Here is a 17,225-nt window from a genome sequence, read left to right on the forward strand (position 1 = left end):
AATAATTAAGGAAAAACAATGACAACTCTTAGTTTAGAAGAAGAAAAAAGATTTGAAGAGCTTTGCAAAATGGCTTTTAATTTTGCAAGAAATAATGAATGTGAAAATCTTAAAATCATGATAGAAGCAGGTTTAAATGTAAATTTAAAAACTCATAAAGGCGATAGCTTGCTTATGCTTGCAGCTTATAATAATTCTTATGAAAGCGCTAAAATGCTTTTAGAAAAAGGTGCAAAAGTAGATGAAAAAAACGATCGTGGACAAACCCCATTAGCGGGAGTTTGTTTTAAAGGATACTTACCTATGTGTGAACTTTTAGTTAAATATGGAGCAAATATTGATGAAAACAATGGTTTAGGAATGACACCTTATACTTTTGCTATTATGTTTGGACGCAAAGATGTGGCAGAATTTTTACTCAAAAAATCTAAAAATAATTTTTTAAAGAAAATAAGCCTAAAAATACTAAAATTTATCAAAAAATTTTAGTTATTTTTTAAATTTCTTCAGATACCTATAGACACTAGGTTCTGAAATTTTTAAAAATTTTGCTACGATAGGAACCGCCCCTTTTATATTAAAAATACCTTTTTCATATAGCTTTTCAGCAATTTCTTCTTTTTGAGTAATGCTTAATTGATAATCAGAATTTAAATAACTAGAATCTACGCTTTGAACTAAAATATCCTCTATCGAGTGACTTAATGTTTCTATACTTGAATCATTTTGAGAAAAACTAATATTTCCTAAAATATCACCCATATCTCCAATTTTTTCTAAATCAATCATCTTGCATATTAAATCTCTCATAATGCTAGTATCATGATTGATACACAAAATACCTACTAATTTGTCATGATTTTTAATAAAAAAAGTAGATCCTCTAATTAATTTTGATTTTCCAACAAGAGCCTTATAATCACATAAAAAATCTTTTTCTAAATATTTTTTATTTTGCATAAGCTCACTTGCAAAAGCAGTCAAGGGAGAATCTAAACTTCTTCCACTAATGTGACTGTTAACAATTGCTGCAATATAGGCCCCATCTTCAGTAATTACATGAAAAACTATCTCATATTGCTCACCTAAAACTTCTCCTAAAAAATATGTCAACTTTATAAATTGTTGTTTTTGTCCCTCATCCATAAAACTGCCTTCAATAAAAAATTAATATAATATTAAATTCTACTCTTTATACTTTAAAACATTTCTTAAAAATAAAATTTTATTATTATGATAATAAACTATTGACAAATTATTATTGTAGTGATAAAATGCATTCTGCTTAATCTATATTTAACAAAGGAGAATTCATGTCAAACTATCCAAAGGCCATTGGTCCATACTCAGCTTACAGAGAAGTAAATGGACTTTTATTTATATCAGGACAACTTCCTATCAACCCTGATTCAGGCGAAATAGAAAGCCATGATATCAAAGAACAAACCAAACAATCTTTGAAAAATATCGGTGCTATCTTAGAAGAAAATGGTATCAGTTATGATAAAGTGGTTAAAACCACTTGCTTTTTAGCTGATATTAATGATTTTGTAGCATTTAATGAAATTTATGCTGAATTTTTTAAAGCTCCTTATCCAGCAAGAAGCGCTTTTGCAGTAAAAGATCTACCAAAAAAAGCTAAAGTAGAGATAGAGATCATCGCTCAAAAAGGATAAAATATGCTAGGTATTGTTTTTTCTTTATTTAGTATTTTTTTACTTGTTTTTATGCTTTATAAAAAAATCAATGCTCACATGGCATTGCTTTTAAGTGGCTTGCTTTTACTTTCCTTAGCTACTATTTTTGGACTTTCTCCACACATTGTTACTAAAGATTCTTTAAATCTAGGTTTTTTTGATATTTTTCAAGTTTTTAATCAAACCATGTCAAGTACATTAGCAGGGCTTGGACTTACACTTATGACTATAGCAGGTTTTTCTGCTTATATGGATCATGTAGGGGCTTCTTATGCACTTTTTAAAGTTTTTGAAAAACCTTTAAAAGCCGTAAAATCTCCTTATGTTTTACTCATAGTTGCTTATTTTATCGTACAATTTTTAGTTCTTTTCATCCCTTCTCACGCAGGCTTGGCACTTTTACTTATGGTTACTATGTATCCTATACTTGTACGCTCTGGTGTTTCAAAACTTTCTGCCTTAAGTGTGATTGCTATTTGTCAATATATCGATCATGGACCTGGAAGTGGAAATGTGATCATGGCCTCAGAAAAAGCTGAAGTTGATCCTGCAATTTATTTTGTTCATTATCAACTCCCTACAACCTTGCCTATCATTATAGCTGTAAGTATTGCAATATATCTTTGCAATAAATTTTTTGACAAAAAAGATAATTTTGTCTTCAATGCGCAAGAAATTGAAAAAGAACTAAATGAAAATGAAGGTAAAGAAAAAGAACTTAAAAAGCCTCCTAGAATTTATGCGATTTTACCTATAATTCCTTTGGTTTTAATCCTAGGATTTAGTTCCGTGCTTGATAGCATCTTGGTTTTAATGGGAATAAGTAGCGCTGAAGAAGTTAAAGCAGCTGCTAGCACTGCAATTAAAATGAATGTTCCAGTAGCAATGGTGATTTCAACTTTTGTGGCTATTATTTTTGAAATGATACGCTATAAAAGTATAAGAGAAACTCTTAATTCTATGATGATTTTCTTTAAAGGAATGGGACATTTATTTGTTATCACAGTTTCACTCATCGTTTGTGGTCAAGTATTTGCAAGTGGTCTTTTATCTGTAGGTTTTGTAGATACTTTAATAGAATTTTGCAAAAATGCAGGATTTGGAGTTTTGGCTATTATTATCGCTGTTTCAATCTTACTTGCGGTTTGTGCTTTCTTAATGGGTTCAGGAAATGCAGCATTTTTTAGCTTTGCTCCACTTATCCCAAATATAGCAAAACACTTTGGAGTTGAAACTATCACCATGATAGCACCAATTCAAATCATGACGGGCTTTGGAAGATGTGTTAGTCCTATTGCACCAGCAATCTTAGCTATTTCAGCTATTGCAAAAGTAAGTCCTTTTGCCGTGGTTAAAAGAACAGCTATTCCTATGCTTGTAGCGGCTATTGTAAATGTTATTATGACTTATATCTATCTTTAAAAAGGAGAAAAAATGAACTCAAAAACTAAACTTATTCATTGTGGCAGAGGCGATCAAGGCGCTGAAGTAAGATCAGTCAATCCTACACTTATGCGTGCATCAACTATACTTTTTAAAGATCACGCAACTTGGCAAAAATACAGAGAATTAAGAAAAACAGATCGTGTTTTAAGTTATGGAGCTAGAGGAACAACAACCAATTTTGAACTTGAAAAACTTATTTGCACTCTAGAGGGTGGCTATAGAGCACAACTTTTCCCAACGGGACTTGCAGCATTAGCTATGGTACTTTTAAACTATGCAAGCAAAGATGCGCATTTTTTAATTACCGATGCAATTTATGGGCCTGTAAGAACAATTTGCGAATTATTTTTAGAAAAAATGGGAGTTGAAATTGATTTTTTAAAAGCTGATGCAAGTGATGTAGAAGAAAAAATCAAACCTAATACCAAGCTTATCTTATGTGAAAGTCCAGGTTCTATACTTTATGAAATCATAGATTTACCAAAACTTTGCAAAATTGCCCATGCGCATAATATCCCTGTAGCTATTGACAATACTTATTCTAGTGGATATTTTCTAAATCCTTTAGAACTTGGAGTGGATATTTCAGTTATCGCCGCTACAAAATATCTTAGTGGACACTCTGATGTAACCATGGGTATAGTAGTAATCAACGAAAAAGAATGGAAAAATTTTGACAAACTTCCAGAAGCTTTAGGCTTTACAACAAGCCCTGATGATGCTTACTTAGTACTTCGTGGTATGAGAACACTAGATGTAAGAATGAAAGCTCATGAAAAAAGTGCTGATGAAATTGTAGAGTTTTTACAAAGCAGAAAAGAAGTTAAAACAATTTTCTATCCAAAACTCAAATCCCACTCAAATCATGAAATTTTCATGCGTGATCATAAAGGTGCAAATGGTATGATTACCATAGAATTTGCAGAAGGTTATAACAAAGAGGATGCTATTAAATTTGTAGATAAACTAGAATACTTTTCAATTGGTGCTAGCTGGGGTGGATATGAAAGCTTAGCCACCGTAACTACTCCGCCTAGAACTGCAACAGACCTAAGTGCAAGAGGACCATTTGTAAGATTTCATATAGGTCTTGAAGATACTAAAGATTTAATTGCTGATTTAACACAAGCTTTTGATAGTATTAAAAAATAAGGAGATAAGATGACAGGAATTAGTGTATTTGATCATAGATTACTAGCAGACTCATGGAGCACGCAGGAAATGCGTGCTATTTTTTGCGAACAAAACCGCATACAAAAATGGCTCGATGTTGAAGCAGCTTTAGCAAAAGCACAAGCAAAACTTAAAATTATCCCTAAAAAAGCAGCTGATGAGATCGCAAAAAAAGCTCATTATAAATTTATGGATATGGACTTTATCTTTGCTGAATTTAAAAAAACCAAACACCCTTTAGTTCCTACTGTAAGAGGATTAGAAAAAGCTTGCGATAATAATTTAGGCGAATATGTACATTTTGGAGTAACCACTCAAGATATCATCGATACAGGACTGGTTTTACAATTTAAAGAAGCAATGACTCTTGTAAAAAGCGAATTAAAAGCTATCGCAAAAGCCTTAGCGAAACTAGCTAAAACCCATAAAAACACTGCTATGATGGGAAGAACTTTAGCACTTCAGGCTTTGCCTATTACTTTTGGACATAAAGTGGCTATTTGGTTAAGCGAACTTGAGCGTCATTTTGAAAGAATACTTGAACTTGAAAAAAGACTTTATGTAGGCAGTATAGTAGGTGCTGTAGGAACTAAAGCAAGTTTAAGTGATGAGTGCAATGAAGTAGAAAAACTCACTTTAGAAAATTTAGGACTTGATGTGCCTAATATTTCTTGGCAACCTGCACGTGATCGCTTTATAGAACTTGGTTTTGTACTAGGCAATATCAACGCAACCTTTAACAAAATTGCTCATGAAATTTTAATCCTTTCGCATAATGAAATTGATGAAGTTGCTGAACCTTTTGGCAAAGGACAAGTAGGATCAAGCACTATGCCACACAAAAGAAATCCTGCAGTAAGCGAAAATGCGGTTACAATAAGCAATGCCTTTAAAGCAAATTTAGCCATTTTAAGTGATATTGAAAGACATGAACATGAAAGAGATGGTCAAGTTTGGAAAATGGAATGGAAGCTTTTACCTGAAATGTTTTTAATGCTTTCTGTGGTTTTAGCAAATATGAAATTCGCTCTTAGTGATTTAGAAGTAAAAAAAGACAAAATGCTTAAAAATTTAAATACTCTTAATGGTTTTGTTTTAGCAGAGCGTGTTATGTTTGCATTAAGCGATCATTATGGAAAACAACACGCCCATGAGATTGTTTATGAAAATGCTATGCTAGGTATCGAAAAACAAAAAACCTTTAAAGAAGTTTTACTTGCAGATAAAAGAGTATCTAAGGTATTGAAAGAAAAAGAAATTGATGCTTTACTTGATGCAACAACCTATGTAGGATATGCACCAAAACTTGTAGATGAATTTTTGGAAAAAATCAAAAATAGTGCTATTTTAAAATAGGAAAAATCATGTTCTATAGTGAAATTTTAGCGGATTTTATTTTCAATCTTAAATATGAAAATATCCCTAATACAGTTGTTCAAAGAGCTAAAGAACTTATGCTTGATAGCCTTGGAACAGCTATAGCAGCAAGCAAAGAAGAATGTGTTTTAAATGCTTTTAAAGCTTTTGAAAATTTAAGCACAGAAAAAAATACCCTTATTTGGGTAAATGATCAAAAATTAGATCCTATATACGCAGCCATGCTAGATGGCATTGCTTCTCATGCGTTAGATTTTGACGATACACATACAGAAGCGATTTTGCATGCAAGTGCAATTTTAACTCCACTTTGTTTAAGTTATGGTTTTCATGTTAACAAAGATGCAAAAAAAATCATCAAAGCTTTTATAGTAGGCTGGGAAATTGCAGCTAGAGTAGGCATTGCAAGCAAAGGTACTTTTCATAAGCGTGGTTTTCATACCACTGCTATTGCAGGAATTTTTGGAAGCGTAAGTGCAAGTGCAATCTTGCTAGATCTTAACAAAGAACAAATCATCAATGCTTTAGGACTTGCAGGAAGTTTTGCAAGTGGGATTAATGAGTTTTTATCCAATGGATCTAATTCAAAAGTTTTGCATATTGCCAATGCTATTAAAAACGGTATTATAGTAGCTCATTTTGCTAAAAACCATATGAGTGGACCTTTGAGTATTTTTGAAGGTAGGGATAATATCTTTAAATGTTTTGGCATAGAAGAAGAATGCGATAAAACAGAACTTAACAAAGCCTTAGGAGAAATTTGGCAAACTATGCAAGTTTCAATCAAGCCTTATCCAAGTTGTCATTTTGCTCATGGGCTTATTGATTGTGCTATTGCTTTAAAAAATGATGGTTTAAAAGCTGATGAAATTAAAAGTATTCATTGTTTTGTAGATGAAGTTCCTATTTCTTTTATCTGCGATCCTTTGGAAGCAAAATACACTCCAAATAGTGCTTACGAAGCTAAATTTTCCATGCCTTTTTTAATGGCTCTAGGATTCTTTGATGGTAAAATCACTCTTGAATCTTATGAAAATTTAAAGCGTGAAGAAGTACTAGAATTTGCTAAAAAAATCAGTTACGAAAAAAGAAAATCTCAAGGCTTTCCAAAATATTTTCCAGGGCATTTAGAAGCCAGTTTGCAAGATGGACGCACAATCCAAAAAGATGTTTTTATAAATAAAGGTAATTTTGATAATCCATTAAGTTTTGAAGAATTAAAAGCTAAATTTTTAGCCAATGCACAAATTTACCTTGATAATGCTAAAGCTAACAAAATTCTAGATCAAATCATCAATCTAGAAAATTTAAACCACTTTTCTTTTTAAATATTAATCCTTCTTTTTATAAGAAGGATAATTTCATTACACTTTTTTATTATAATATTTATTATTAATTTAGGAATTACAATGACTTTAGATAATTTAAAAGATGGACAAAAGGCTATTATTGTCAATTTAAGCGCTCAAAAAGAACTCAAAAATAGACTTTTAAGCTTTGGATTTATCAAAAATAAAAACTTGAAAAAAATTCACTCCTCTTTAAAAAATGCCACCATAATGGTAGAGCTTGATGCAAGTTGTGTTATCCTAAGATCTGATGAAGCTAAAACCATAGAAGTGAATCTTATATGAAAAAAATCAAAATAGCCCTTGTAGGTCAGCCTAATGTAGGCAAAAGTCTTCTTATTAATGTGCTTTGCAAAGCTAATATGAAAGTAGGAAATTTTAGCGGAGTTACTATAGAAAAAGCAAGCGCAAAAACTTTTTATAAAAACTATGAATTTGAAGTCATTGATTTGCCAGGAACTTATTCTTTAGATGGATATAGCGAAGAAGAAAAAATCACACGTCATTTTTTAAATCAAAACGACTATGATGTTATTGTTAATGTTTTAGATGCTACCAATTTAGAACGCAATCTTATCCTTAGCGCAGAACTTTTAAGCCTTAATAAAAAAATGCTTTTAGCTTTAAATATGTGCGATGAAGCCAAAAAAGAAGGTATAGAGCTTGACACTTCTGTTTTAAGCCAAGAATTTCAAAGTCAAGTTGTTGAAATTTCAGCAAAAACAAAAGAAAATTTAGAACTTTTGCTGCAAAAAATTATTATTTTATTTGAAAGTAAATTTATTTCAAGATCTCAATTTTATACTCCACTTTGTGAAAAAAGCCCAGAGAAAGAATATTTATTATATTTTATTAATGAACTTTCAAAAAAAATTATCACACGCAAAAAAGAAGAAAGAAATTTAACCAAAAAAATCGATGCCTTACTTATCCATAAATTCTTTGGCTTACCTATATTTTTATTTTTAATGTGGCTTTTATTTCAACTCACCTTTAGCTTAGGGCAAATTCCTATGGATTATATAGAATCAGGCTTTAATGCCTTAGGTGAACTTGTTAAAAACAATATTTCTAATACCTTCATCGCTTCAGCTTTAGCTGATGGGATTATCGCAGGTGTTGGTGCTGTGATACTTTTTTTACCTAATATAATAATCTTATTTTTAGGCATAGCTCTTTTAGAAACCACAGGCTATATGTCAAGAATAGCTTTTTTACTTGATGGGATTTTACATAAATTTGGTTTGCATGGTAAAAGTTTTATTCCGCTAATCACTGGTTTTGGTTGTTCGGTACCTGCTTTTATGGCTACACGCACTCTTAAGAACAAAAGAGATAGACTTTTAACTCTTTTTGTGATCAATTTTATGAGTTGCGGGGCAAGACTTCCTGTATATGTGCTTTTTATCGGTGCTTTTTTTCCAAGTGAAAAAGCAGGAAATTATCTTTTTGGAATTTATATTTTAGGTGCGATTTTGGGACTTTGTGCTGCAAAATTTTTAAGAATGACAGCATTTCGTGGACTTGATGAACCTTTTGTTATGGAAATGCCAAAATATCGTATGCCAAATTGGCATTTAGTTTGGTTTATGGTTTATAATAAAGCCAAAATGTATCTTAAAAAAGCAGGAACTTTCATACTTTTAGCCTCTTTGCTCATATGGTTTGCTAGCAATTTTCCAAAAAATGAAGAAAATTTAAATGATTTTAACGCTCAAGAAAAAGCTATAGAACAAAGTTATTTAGGACAATTTGGCAAAGGCATAGAACCTATTTTTAAACCCCTTGAGTTAGATTGGAAATTAAGCATATCTTTAATCAGTGGTTTGGCCGCTAAAGAAGTGATGATTTCAACTATGGGAGTACTTTATTCACTAGGAAAAGATGTAGATGAAACAAATAATGATTTAAAAGGAATTATTGCCAAAAATATACCTATACCAAGTGCAGTGGCTTTTATTTTATTTGTAATGATTTATAATCCCTGCTTTGCAGCAACTATAGTTTTTTCAAAAGAAAGTGGAAAGCTAAAATACACTCTTTTTCTCTTTCTTTTTACCTGCACAAGTGCTTATATAGTAGCTTTTATAGGGCTTCATATTGCTAAAATTTTATTAAATTAACTTGCTTTTAATGATGAAATTTTAGTAATATTATCTTCAAAAGCTTTTAAAATACTATAAGCAATACCTTCAAAATCAAGCCCACCGCAAAGATAGATTAAAGTCATACGAAAAGATTTACTCACATCAAGCTTTGGTTTTTCAGCATTCATATTTAACTTAAAATCATAAGGACTTGCATGTTTAAAAGCATAATTTTTTGCCGCAATTAAAAAATCATTCTTATCTTTTAAAAATGCGCCTTTAACCAAAATAAAACTCATCTCAAGATATTTCCAAAAATCTTTTGAAGGCATAGGATTTTCATCAAAATTTTGTTCTATAAAAGCATAGTTTTTCTCAAAGGATTTTTTATAATTTTCTATAAGCGAAGCGCCTAATTTATTTTTAGCTATATTTTGTAAAATAAGTTTTATATTGCTTTCAAATTCAAAATCTATTTGTTCTAAAATTTTAATTTGCTCTTCTAAAAAAAATTCTTGTTTTAACTCTTCATTGCAAAGTTTAGCGTAAGAAAAAATATTTGCCATAGGTTTTTCATAATTCCCAAACTCATCCCAAAAATTTTTCTCACTACAGGCTATACAACCATGTCCTGCAGCCACTGGCCAAGAAGTTTTAGCATTAAATTTCACTTTAGGACAGTTGTTGTAAGTATAAGGTCCTTTACAACCTATCTTAAATAAACAAGCTCCATTCTTTGCAGCTTCATCGTCAAAATGTTCAGCAAAAATCCCACTTTCAAATTTCGCCTTTCTTTCACACATATCATGCAAACATTTACCATAAGCCCACATAGGACGATTTTGCTCATCAAGTTCAGGCAAAACTCCAAATAAAGCAAAAAAACTTAAAGTCGCAATGATATTTATATCACTTGGAGGACAACCTGGAATATTTACTACTTTCTGACTTAAAACTTCGCTAATACCACAAGTTTTACTAGGATTTGGATAAGCAGCCTGAATACCACCATAACTTGAACAAGTACCCACTGCAAAGATAGCCTTGGCTTTAGCGGCTAGTTTTTCTAAAATTTCATAGCCACTCTCTCCTTGCGCTCCTATAGTAAGAAAAAAGGTATCAATGGCTGCAACACCACCTTCAACCGCTAAAATAAAATCTTCTTCTAAAACATACTCTAAAAGCTCTTCAGCCTTAGTGCCATTTGCCGCCATTAAAGTTTCATGATATTCTAAAGAAAAAAAATCAAAAATAAGCTCATCAAAACTTGGCAACTCAGAACGCAACAAACTCTCGCTACACCCTGTACATTCACAAAGATGAAGCCATACTAACTTTGTTTTAGGTGCGATTTGAAAAAATCTTTGAGCAAGAGCTGGAATTTCATTGCCTAAAGATAAATGCCTAGCAAGAATTTTTACACTTTCTTCATTGATAACCTTATCCTCTTTTAAAGTAGAATTCTCAAGTTTTTTAATGCGATCTTCAAGTATATTTTTTAATTCTTCATTGCTAAGCTTTGCCATTTTTTATCCTTTTTGATTATCCCAACAAAGAACAGTTTGCCCTTCTTCATTTTTTTCAACATCGCCCATACCCATGATGTTATATCCTGCATCAACATAATGTATTTCACCTGTAACACCATTTGCTAAATCGCTAAGTAAATACATAGCCGAATTGCCTACATCTTCTATACTAACATTGCGTTTTAAAGGAGAATTGATTTCATTGTATTTTAAAATCATTCTAAAATCCCCTATTCCACTTGCTGCCAAAGTTTTAATAGGACCTGCTGAAATAGCATTAACACGAATTCCTTTTACTCCTAGATCTCTTGCTAAATAACGCACAGAACTTTCAAGTGCGGCTTTTGCTACACCCATAACATTATAATGAGGTACATATTTAACCCCACCAAGATAACTTAAAGTCAAAATCGAACCCTTATCTTTTAAAATAGGTAAAACCGCACGTGTTAAAGAAAGTAAAGAATACACAGAAGTTTGCATAGCTATATCAAAAGCTTCTTTTGAAGTTTCTAAAAAAGAATTTTCTAAAGCTTCTTTTGGAGCAAAAGCAACCGCATGTACTACAAAATCAATCTCACCTAAATCTTTTTTGATTTTTTCAGCGATAGAATCTAAATGCTCGTTATTATTTACATCAAGCTCATAAACAAAATTAGAATTAAACTCTTGTGCTATAGGTTCTACACGTTTTTTTAAAGCATCATTTAAAAAAGTAAAAGCAAGCTCGGCTCCTTGATCAAAACATGCTTTTGCTATGCCATAAGCGATAGATTTATTATTTGCAACCCCTACAATAAGGCCTTTTTTACCCTTCATAATCATCTTTTATCCTTTGATTAATTTTATAAAATTTTCTACTTTTAAAGCTGCAGAGCCTATCAAAACTCCACCACAATGATTTACACTTAAAATTTCTTTGATATTATTTTCATTCACACTTCCACCATAAAGCAAAGGTGCCTTGGTTAAACTCGCTAAAAATTCAAGCACTTTAGCGATATCTGTATTTTGTGCACTCACTCCCGTTCCTATAGAATAAATAGGCTCATAAGCGATAATGAGTCTTTCATAATTTAAATCGATAATTTCAAGTTGTTTTTTTAAAAACTCTAAAGTCTTGCCTGAATTTTTTGTATCTAAATTTTCACCTATACAAAAAACAATTTTATAACCATGCTCTTTAGCAAAATCAAATTTAGCCTTAATAAATTCTTCATCTCCTAAAGCTCTTCTTTCAGAATGCCCGATTAAAACGCATTTGATCCCAAATTCGTCCAAATGTTCTTTTCCAAGCTCGCCTGTAAAAGCACCATTAACACAAGGATAAAAATTTTGGGCTCCTTGTATGAAGTTATTTTCTTTTTCTAAAAATGCTACACTAGGTGGGAAAACGATAATATCATCGCATTTTACCCCTATAGTTTTATTTAAAATTTCAGCATAAATTTTAAAACTTGCTCTTGTGTGATTGCATTTTAAATTTGCAGCAAAGATCATTCATTTTCCTTAGATCTTAAAGCTTTTACACCTGGAAGTTCTTTACCCTCTATAAGTTCAAGAGAAGCGCCACCTCCAGTAGAAATAAAAGTCATCTCATCTGCATCACCTGCGCGCGCAACCACATCAGCTGTATCACCGCCTCCAACAACAGAAGTTGCATGCCCTTCACTAATATAATGACTCATTTTAATGCTACCTTTTGAAAATTTATCAATTTCAAAAACCCCCATAGGTCCATTCCACCAAATCGTTTGCGCATCAGAAATCACCTCTTTAAAAAGTCTCACACTTGCAGGTCCTATATCTAAACCCATCCAACCATTTGGAATTTCTTGCGCTGGAACAAATTTCATCGGCGCATCTTGTGAGCACGCAGGAGCGGCTACAACGTCTACTGGAAGATAAATTTTCACTCCTAAATTTTTACCTTTAGTAAGAATTTTATTAGCTTCTTCTAAAAGTTCTTCTTCTAAAAGTGAATTTCCTATATCATAACCTAAAGCTTTTAAAAAAGTAAATGCCATACCTCCGCCTATGATTAATTTATCTACCTTTGGTAATAAATTTGTCAATGCTTGAAGTTTTCCACTTACCTTTGAACCTCCAACAACAGCGACAAAAGGACGTGCTGGATGTTTGATAAGATTGCTTGCAAAATCAATTTCTTTTTGGAGTAAAAATCCTGCACCTTTGTGTTTTTCATCAAAAAATTTAGTAATAGCCTCCACGCTAGAATGTGCTCTATGGCATACTCCAAAAGCATCATTGATATAAACTTGAACCATAGAAGCAAGTTCTTTGGCTAAATTTTCATCATTTTTAGTTTCGCCTTTTTCAAAACGCAAATTTTCAAGAAGTAAAATTTCACCCACTTTTAAATTCATAGCTTTGGTTTTTGCATCTTCGCCGATAACATCTTTTGCCATAACAATTTCTTTATCTAAAAGTCTAGCAAGACGCTTAGCAACAGGTTCTAAAGAATACTTGGAGCTAATTTCTTTTGGACGCCCTAAATGAGAGGCTAAAATCACACTACATCCATTATCCAAACAATATCTTATCGTAGGAATAGCTGATCTTATGCGTCTATCATCAGTGATATTTAAAAAATCATCTTGAGGAACATTAAAATCACATCTTATAAAAACTTTTTTCTTAGCTAAATCAATGTCTTTTATAGAAATAATATCACTCATGATTAAGCCTTATTTGCAATATATACTGCCATATCTACTAGACGACTTGAATAACCCCATTCATTATCATACCAAGCAATCACCTTGATAAAATCATCCGCAATCACTTGAGTTAAATCACTTGCTACAATAGCTCCATAAGAACAAGTGATAAAATCGCTTGAAACTCTTTCATCATCATCCACCATTAAAATGCCTTTTAAATTTGTAGCTGCAGCTTTTCTAAAAGCTTCATTGATTTCATCTTTGCTGACTTTGCGGCTTAGCTGCGCAGTTAAATCCACGCTTGATACATCAATCACTGGCACACGCATACTTTGTCCGTGAAGCTTGCCATTAAGTTCAGGCATAACAAGTTTCATAGCTTTTGCTGCGCCTGTAGAAGTTGGAATGATATTTTGCGCTGCGGCACGAGAACGGCGTTTATCTTTGGCCTTAGCATCAATAATACTTTGTCCATTTGTATAAGCATGTATTGTTGTCATAAGTCCTTTTTCTATACCAAAATTATCTTGTAAAACACGACAAACAGGACCTAAACAATTTGTTGTACAACTTGCATTAGAAATAATGCTTTCACCCTTGTAAAGTTCTGAATTTACTCCTAAAACATAAGTAGGTGTATCATCTTTTGCAGGAGCACTCATGATCACTTTTTGCACTCCCATATCTATAAATTCTTGACATTTTGCCATAGTTAAATGCGCTCCTGTACACTCTAAAACAATTTGTGCGCCGTGTTTTGCAAAGTCAAGATCTTTTACATTGCGACTTTTAAATACTTTGATTTTTTTACCATTTACCACTAAATCATCGCCTTCACTATCAACACTGCCTTTAAATTCACCATGTACTGTATCGTATTTAAAAAGGTATTTTGTAAGTTCAATATCCGTAGTATCATTTATCGCCACAAGCTCAATATCATTTCTTTCTAAGATGATTCTTGCAACACATCTGCCTATGCGTCCAAAACCATTTATAGCAACTTTTACAGCCATTTAATTTCCTTTTGCAAAATATAATGTTAATATTCTACAAAAAAAAGGTTAAAATTTTAATGAAGATAGCACTTTTTGGTGGCAGTTTTGATCCACCACATAATGGACACAATAGCGTTGTTTTAGAGGCTTTGGAAAAATTAGATATTGATAAACTTATTATTATGCCTACTTATATCAATCCTTTTAAACAAAGTTTTAGTGCTGATGAAAAGCAAAGATTCTTATGGGTTAAAAAACTTTGGGGACATTTGCCAAAAGTTGAAATTTGCGATTTTGAAATCAGGCAAAAACGCCCTGTTCCTAGCATAGAAAGTGTTAAGTATCTTTATAAGCTTTATAATCCTAGTAAATTTTATCTTTTAATTGGCGCAGATCATTTAGAAAAACTTCATCTTTGGCATGATTTTGAAAAACTCAATTCTTTAGTAGAATTTGTTATTGCCAATCGCAATGATATAGGAATTCCTAAGAATTTCAAAGATTTAAAAACCAATAAAAAAATCGCTTCTTCTTTCATACGCGACACTTTAAATACAAATGAGGTTTGTGAAGAAATTAAAGATGAAGTAAAAAAATATTATGAAAAATTACAAAAAAATTGATACAATTTCAAAAATTAAAGGACAATAATGCAAGAAAGAATAGATTTAATCGTTAAAATTTTAGATGAAAAAAAAGCTGAAAATATCAAAACCATTGACATGAGCGAGCAAGAATACTTTGTAAAATATGTCATTATTGCAGCTACTTTAGGAGAAAGACACGCTCTCTCCTTGATCGATGAGCTTAAAACACAACTTAAAGCCAAAGGTGAGGAATTTTTAAACATAGATAGTAGTGAAGAATGGAGCGTGATTGATCTTGGCGATATTTTAATCCATCTTTTAACACCAGAACACAGAGGAATTTATAATATAGAAGAATTACTAGAAAACCTTAAAAAAGGCAGGATTTAAAAAGGCTAAAAATTTAATTAGCCTTTTTAATTTTTAGAGATTATCGATATATTCTTCAATCTCTTTTTTAATTTTCTCTTTTTGCTCTTTTAAAGCTTTTTTCTTAGCCTTATACTCAACCTTGCTCATATAGTCTTTTTGATCATGTAAAGCATCGAGTTCTTTTTCGATTTTTTCCACTTCTTGTTCTTTAAGTTTTTTAGCTTCTAGTTTTTTATCATAAAACATAGGATCTTTAGTACAATCATTTTGTACTTGTTTTAAAGCAAGTTCTAAACTTAAAGTTCTAGCTGTGTCATTATGTGCTTTAGAAAAACTGATTTCTTTATTAATACGATCAATTTTTTTATCGCATTCACTTGTACCAAAAGCAAAAGCACATAGTGTAAGTAGAATAAGTATTTTTTTCATTTTTAATTCCTTTTTAAAATAAATTAAATCGCGAAATATTATCTCATCAATTCTTAAATCTAGCTTTTACATCATTAAACAAAGTAAATACCATACTTTCAAGCTCTTTTGCTCTTTCTAAAGACGTTGCCTCAAAGCGTGTAATAAGATAAGGGCTGGTGTTAGATGCACGAAGCAAAGCCCATCCATCGCCAAAATCTATCCTAGCTCCATCAATTTCACAAAGACTTTTAACACCTTTTAAAGCTCCTTTTTCAATCTCTTTTTGAAATTCTTCCACAAGTTTGAATTTTTCTTCTTCGTTTACAGGAATTTTAATTTCAGGTGTAGTATAAAGCTTTGGTAAAGCTTTGATCATACTTTCTAGATCAAAACCTTTATAAACAAGTTCCAAGGCTCTTAAAAATGCATAAATTCCATCATCATAACCAAAATATCTATGTTTAAAGAAAATATGCCCACTCACTTCAGCAGCTAAATCAATATCTTTTTCTTTCATCATTTTTTTGATATTAGAATGTCCTGTTTTTCCCATAAAAATAGTTCCAAATTTAGCCACTTCATCAAAAAGATTTTTAGAACATTTTACCTCACCTAAAATGCGTGGATTAGGGATATTTTTAGCAAACAAATAACAAAGCTCATCCCCACAAAATACATGAGTTTTACTCAAAGCAACCATTCTATCAGCATCCCCATCAAAAGCAAAAGCTAAAGAATAATCTTGATTTTGATTTAAAAATTCTCTAATCGCACTTAAGTTTTCTTCTTCTGTAGGATCTGGAGCATGGTTTGGAAACTGTCCATCGGGCTCTGCAAACATTACATGAGCTTTTAAATTTAAAGCCTTGATTAAAGGCTCTATCACCACTCCAGCCGCACCATTTGTGCAATCAACACCAAATTTATAATTAAAATCCTTTAAAAAGCTAAATTGCTCGCACATAAATTTCACATAAAGGCTTAAAATATCGTATTTTTCTACTTCTAAATTTTCTTCAATATCATCATCTAAATGCTTATAAACTTCTTTTGAAAACTCTTTTAATTCTACACCAAAAAAACTTTCTTTATTAATAGTAATTTTAAAACCATTATAATCTTTTGGGTTATGAGAGCCTGTTATCATAACATTTGCATCAAATTTCAAGCCCTCATAAAGACTAAAATATCCCAATGGAGTTGGCGCAAGCCCTATATCATAGATTTTTATTCCCGCTTTGTTAAATCCACTCACTAGATAATTAAAAAGTTCATTTGCACTATATCTTGCATCATAGCCCACGCTTACATTTTTACAACCCCTATTTAACATAGTTTGTCCTAAACAAAAACCTATAGCTTTAACGCTTTTTTCATTCAATTCTTTGTTGTAAAGTCCTCTTATATCATATTCTCTAAAAATCACATCTAACATTTTTTTCCTTCAAATTCATCTCTTCTTTGACCTAAATTTATCGTTTTTCTAAAGCAAATTTGGATAGAAAAGAAATTTTT

17 protein-coding genes and 1 pseudogene are annotated in these 17,225 nt (G+C 31.6%); 10 read left to right on the forward strand and 8 right to left on the reverse strand.

The genetic code is table 11. The features are described from left to right. The first annotated feature begins 18 nt into the window (after positions 1-18). Positions 19-489, forward strand: coding sequence for a Cj1386 family hemin-binding protein (locus tag BGS40_RS04165; protein ID WP_002858381.1), 471 nt, complete (start codon positions 19-21; stop codon positions 487-489). On the opposite strand, the gene BGS40_RS04170 is transcribed toward BGS40_RS04165, so the two are convergent. After that, a complete protein-coding gene (locus BGS40_RS04170; protein WP_032582320.1) occupies positions 490-1,146 on the reverse strand; it encodes a helix-turn-helix transcriptional regulator in 657 nt (218 codons plus the stop codon). A 167-nt stretch (positions 1,147-1,313) separates the two neighbouring features. Here BGS40_RS04170 and BGS40_RS04175 point away from each other — a divergent pair, with 167 nt between their 5' ends. The 7 genes from BGS40_RS04175 (at position 1,314) to feoB (ending at position 9,165) form a co-directional block, all read left to right on the forward strand. Beyond that, a complete protein-coding gene (locus BGS40_RS04175; protein WP_002860397.1) occupies positions 1,314-1,676 on the forward strand; it encodes a RidA family protein in 363 nt (120 codons plus the stop codon). A 3-nt stretch (positions 1,677-1,679) separates the two neighbouring features. Then, positions 1,680-3,119 (forward strand): C4-dicarboxylate transporter DcuC, encoded by a 1,440-nt coding sequence (dcuC, locus tag BGS40_RS04180; RefSeq protein WP_087704282.1) that lies wholly within the window; start codon positions 1,680-1,682, stop codon positions 3,117-3,119. A 12-nt stretch (positions 3,120-3,131) separates the two neighbouring features. Next, positions 3,132-4,295 carry a trans-sulfuration enzyme family protein gene (locus BGS40_RS04185; RefSeq protein WP_052798033.1) on the forward strand — a complete coding sequence of 388 codons (1,164 nt, stop codon included), beginning with the start codon at positions 3,132-3,134 and terminating at the stop codon, positions 4,293-4,295. Between the two features lie 9 nt (positions 4,296-4,304). Beyond that, the gene (gene purB / locus BGS40_RS04190) at positions 4,305-5,672 is read left to right on the forward strand and encodes an adenylosuccinate lyase (protein ID WP_096738417.1); all 1,368 of its coding nucleotides are present in this window, start codon (positions 4,305-4,307) and stop codon (positions 5,670-5,672) included. A gap of 8 nt (positions 5,673-5,680) precedes the next feature. Further along, positions 5,681-7,021: an MmgE/PrpD family protein gene (locus BGS40_RS04195; protein ID WP_096738418.1), complete on the forward strand. Its 1,341-nt coding sequence runs from the start codon at positions 5,681-5,683 to the stop codon at positions 7,019-7,021. A gap of 81 nt (positions 7,022-7,102) precedes the next feature. Next, on the forward strand, positions 7,103-7,327 hold the full coding sequence (locus tag BGS40_RS04200) for a FeoA family protein (RefSeq protein ID WP_002859677.1): 225 nt from the start codon (positions 7,103-7,105) through the stop codon (positions 7,325-7,327). Next, positions 7,324-9,165 carry a ferrous iron transport protein B gene (gene feoB / locus BGS40_RS04205; RefSeq protein ID WP_096738419.1) on the forward strand — a complete coding sequence of 614 codons (1,842 nt, stop codon included), beginning with the start codon at positions 7,324-7,326 and terminating at the stop codon, positions 9,163-9,165. The genes BGS40_RS04200 and feoB overlap by 4 nt, the downstream gene beginning before the upstream one ends. Here the strand turns inward: feoB and BGS40_RS04210 are convergent. From BGS40_RS04210 to gap, 5 genes are read right to left on the reverse strand one after another with little or no spacing between them, the layout of a single operon-like run. Beyond that, on the reverse strand, positions 9,162-10,655 hold the full coding sequence (locus BGS40_RS04210) for a hydrogenase small subunit (RefSeq protein ID WP_096738420.1): 1,494 nt from the start codon (positions 10,653-10,655) through the stop codon (positions 9,162-9,164). The two genes, feoB and BGS40_RS04210, sit on opposite strands and share 4 nt — an antisense overlap. A gap of 3 nt (positions 10,656-10,658) precedes the next feature. Next, positions 10,659-11,483, reverse strand: a complete 825-nt coding sequence (fabI, locus tag BGS40_RS04215) for an enoyl-ACP reductase FabI (RefSeq protein WP_002780456.1) — start codon at positions 11,481-11,483, stop codon at positions 10,659-10,661. A 3-nt stretch (positions 11,484-11,486) separates the two neighbouring features. Then, entirely contained in the window at positions 11,487-12,158 is a 672-nt protein-coding gene (locus tag BGS40_RS04220; protein ID WP_002825795.1) for a triose-phosphate isomerase, read from the reverse strand. Continuing rightward, entirely contained in the window at positions 12,155-13,357 is a 1,203-nt protein-coding gene (locus tag BGS40_RS04225; protein ID WP_002859679.1) for a phosphoglycerate kinase, read from the reverse strand. Before BGS40_RS04225 ends, BGS40_RS04220 begins: the two co-directional genes overlap by 4 nt. Before the next feature lie 2 nt (positions 13,358-13,359). Next, positions 13,360-14,358: a type I glyceraldehyde-3-phosphate dehydrogenase gene (gene gap / locus BGS40_RS04230; protein ID WP_002780453.1), complete on the reverse strand. Its 999-nt coding sequence runs from the start codon at positions 14,356-14,358 to the stop codon at positions 13,360-13,362. Positions 14,359-14,417: 59 nt separating this feature from the next. On the opposite strand from gap, the gene nadD reads away from it, so the two are divergent. Both nadD and rsfS read left to right on the forward strand, forming a co-directional pair. Then, positions 14,418-14,963, forward strand: a complete 546-nt coding sequence (gene nadD / locus BGS40_RS04235; protein WP_002780449.1) for a nicotinate (nicotinamide) nucleotide adenylyltransferase — start codon at positions 14,418-14,420, stop codon at positions 14,961-14,963. Between the two features lie 27 nt (positions 14,964-14,990). Next, complete coding sequence (rsfS, locus tag BGS40_RS04240; RefSeq protein WP_002875242.1) at positions 14,991-15,317, forward strand: ribosome silencing factor; 327 nt, start codon at positions 14,991-14,993, stop codon at positions 15,315-15,317. Between the two features lie 33 nt (positions 15,318-15,350). On the opposite strand, the gene BGS40_RS04245 is transcribed toward rsfS, so the two are convergent. Together BGS40_RS04245 and pgmL are read right to left on the reverse strand one after the other, a co-directional pair. Continuing rightward, a complete protein-coding gene (locus BGS40_RS04245) occupies positions 15,351-15,728 on the reverse strand; it encodes a DUF1090 domain-containing protein (RefSeq protein ID WP_096738421.1) in 378 nt (125 codons plus the stop codon). 46 nt (positions 15,729-15,774) lie between these two features. After that, positions 15,775-17,164 (reverse strand): annotated as a pseudogene (pgmL, locus tag BGS40_RS04250) (phosphoglucosamine mutase PgmL). Between the last annotated feature and the right edge of the window lie 61 nt (positions 17,165-17,225).

Source organism: Campylobacter sp. 107 (assembly GCF_002383835.1).
GTDB classification, from domain to species: Bacteria; Campylobacterota; Campylobacteria; order Campylobacterales; family Campylobacteraceae; genus Campylobacter_D; species Campylobacter_D jejuni.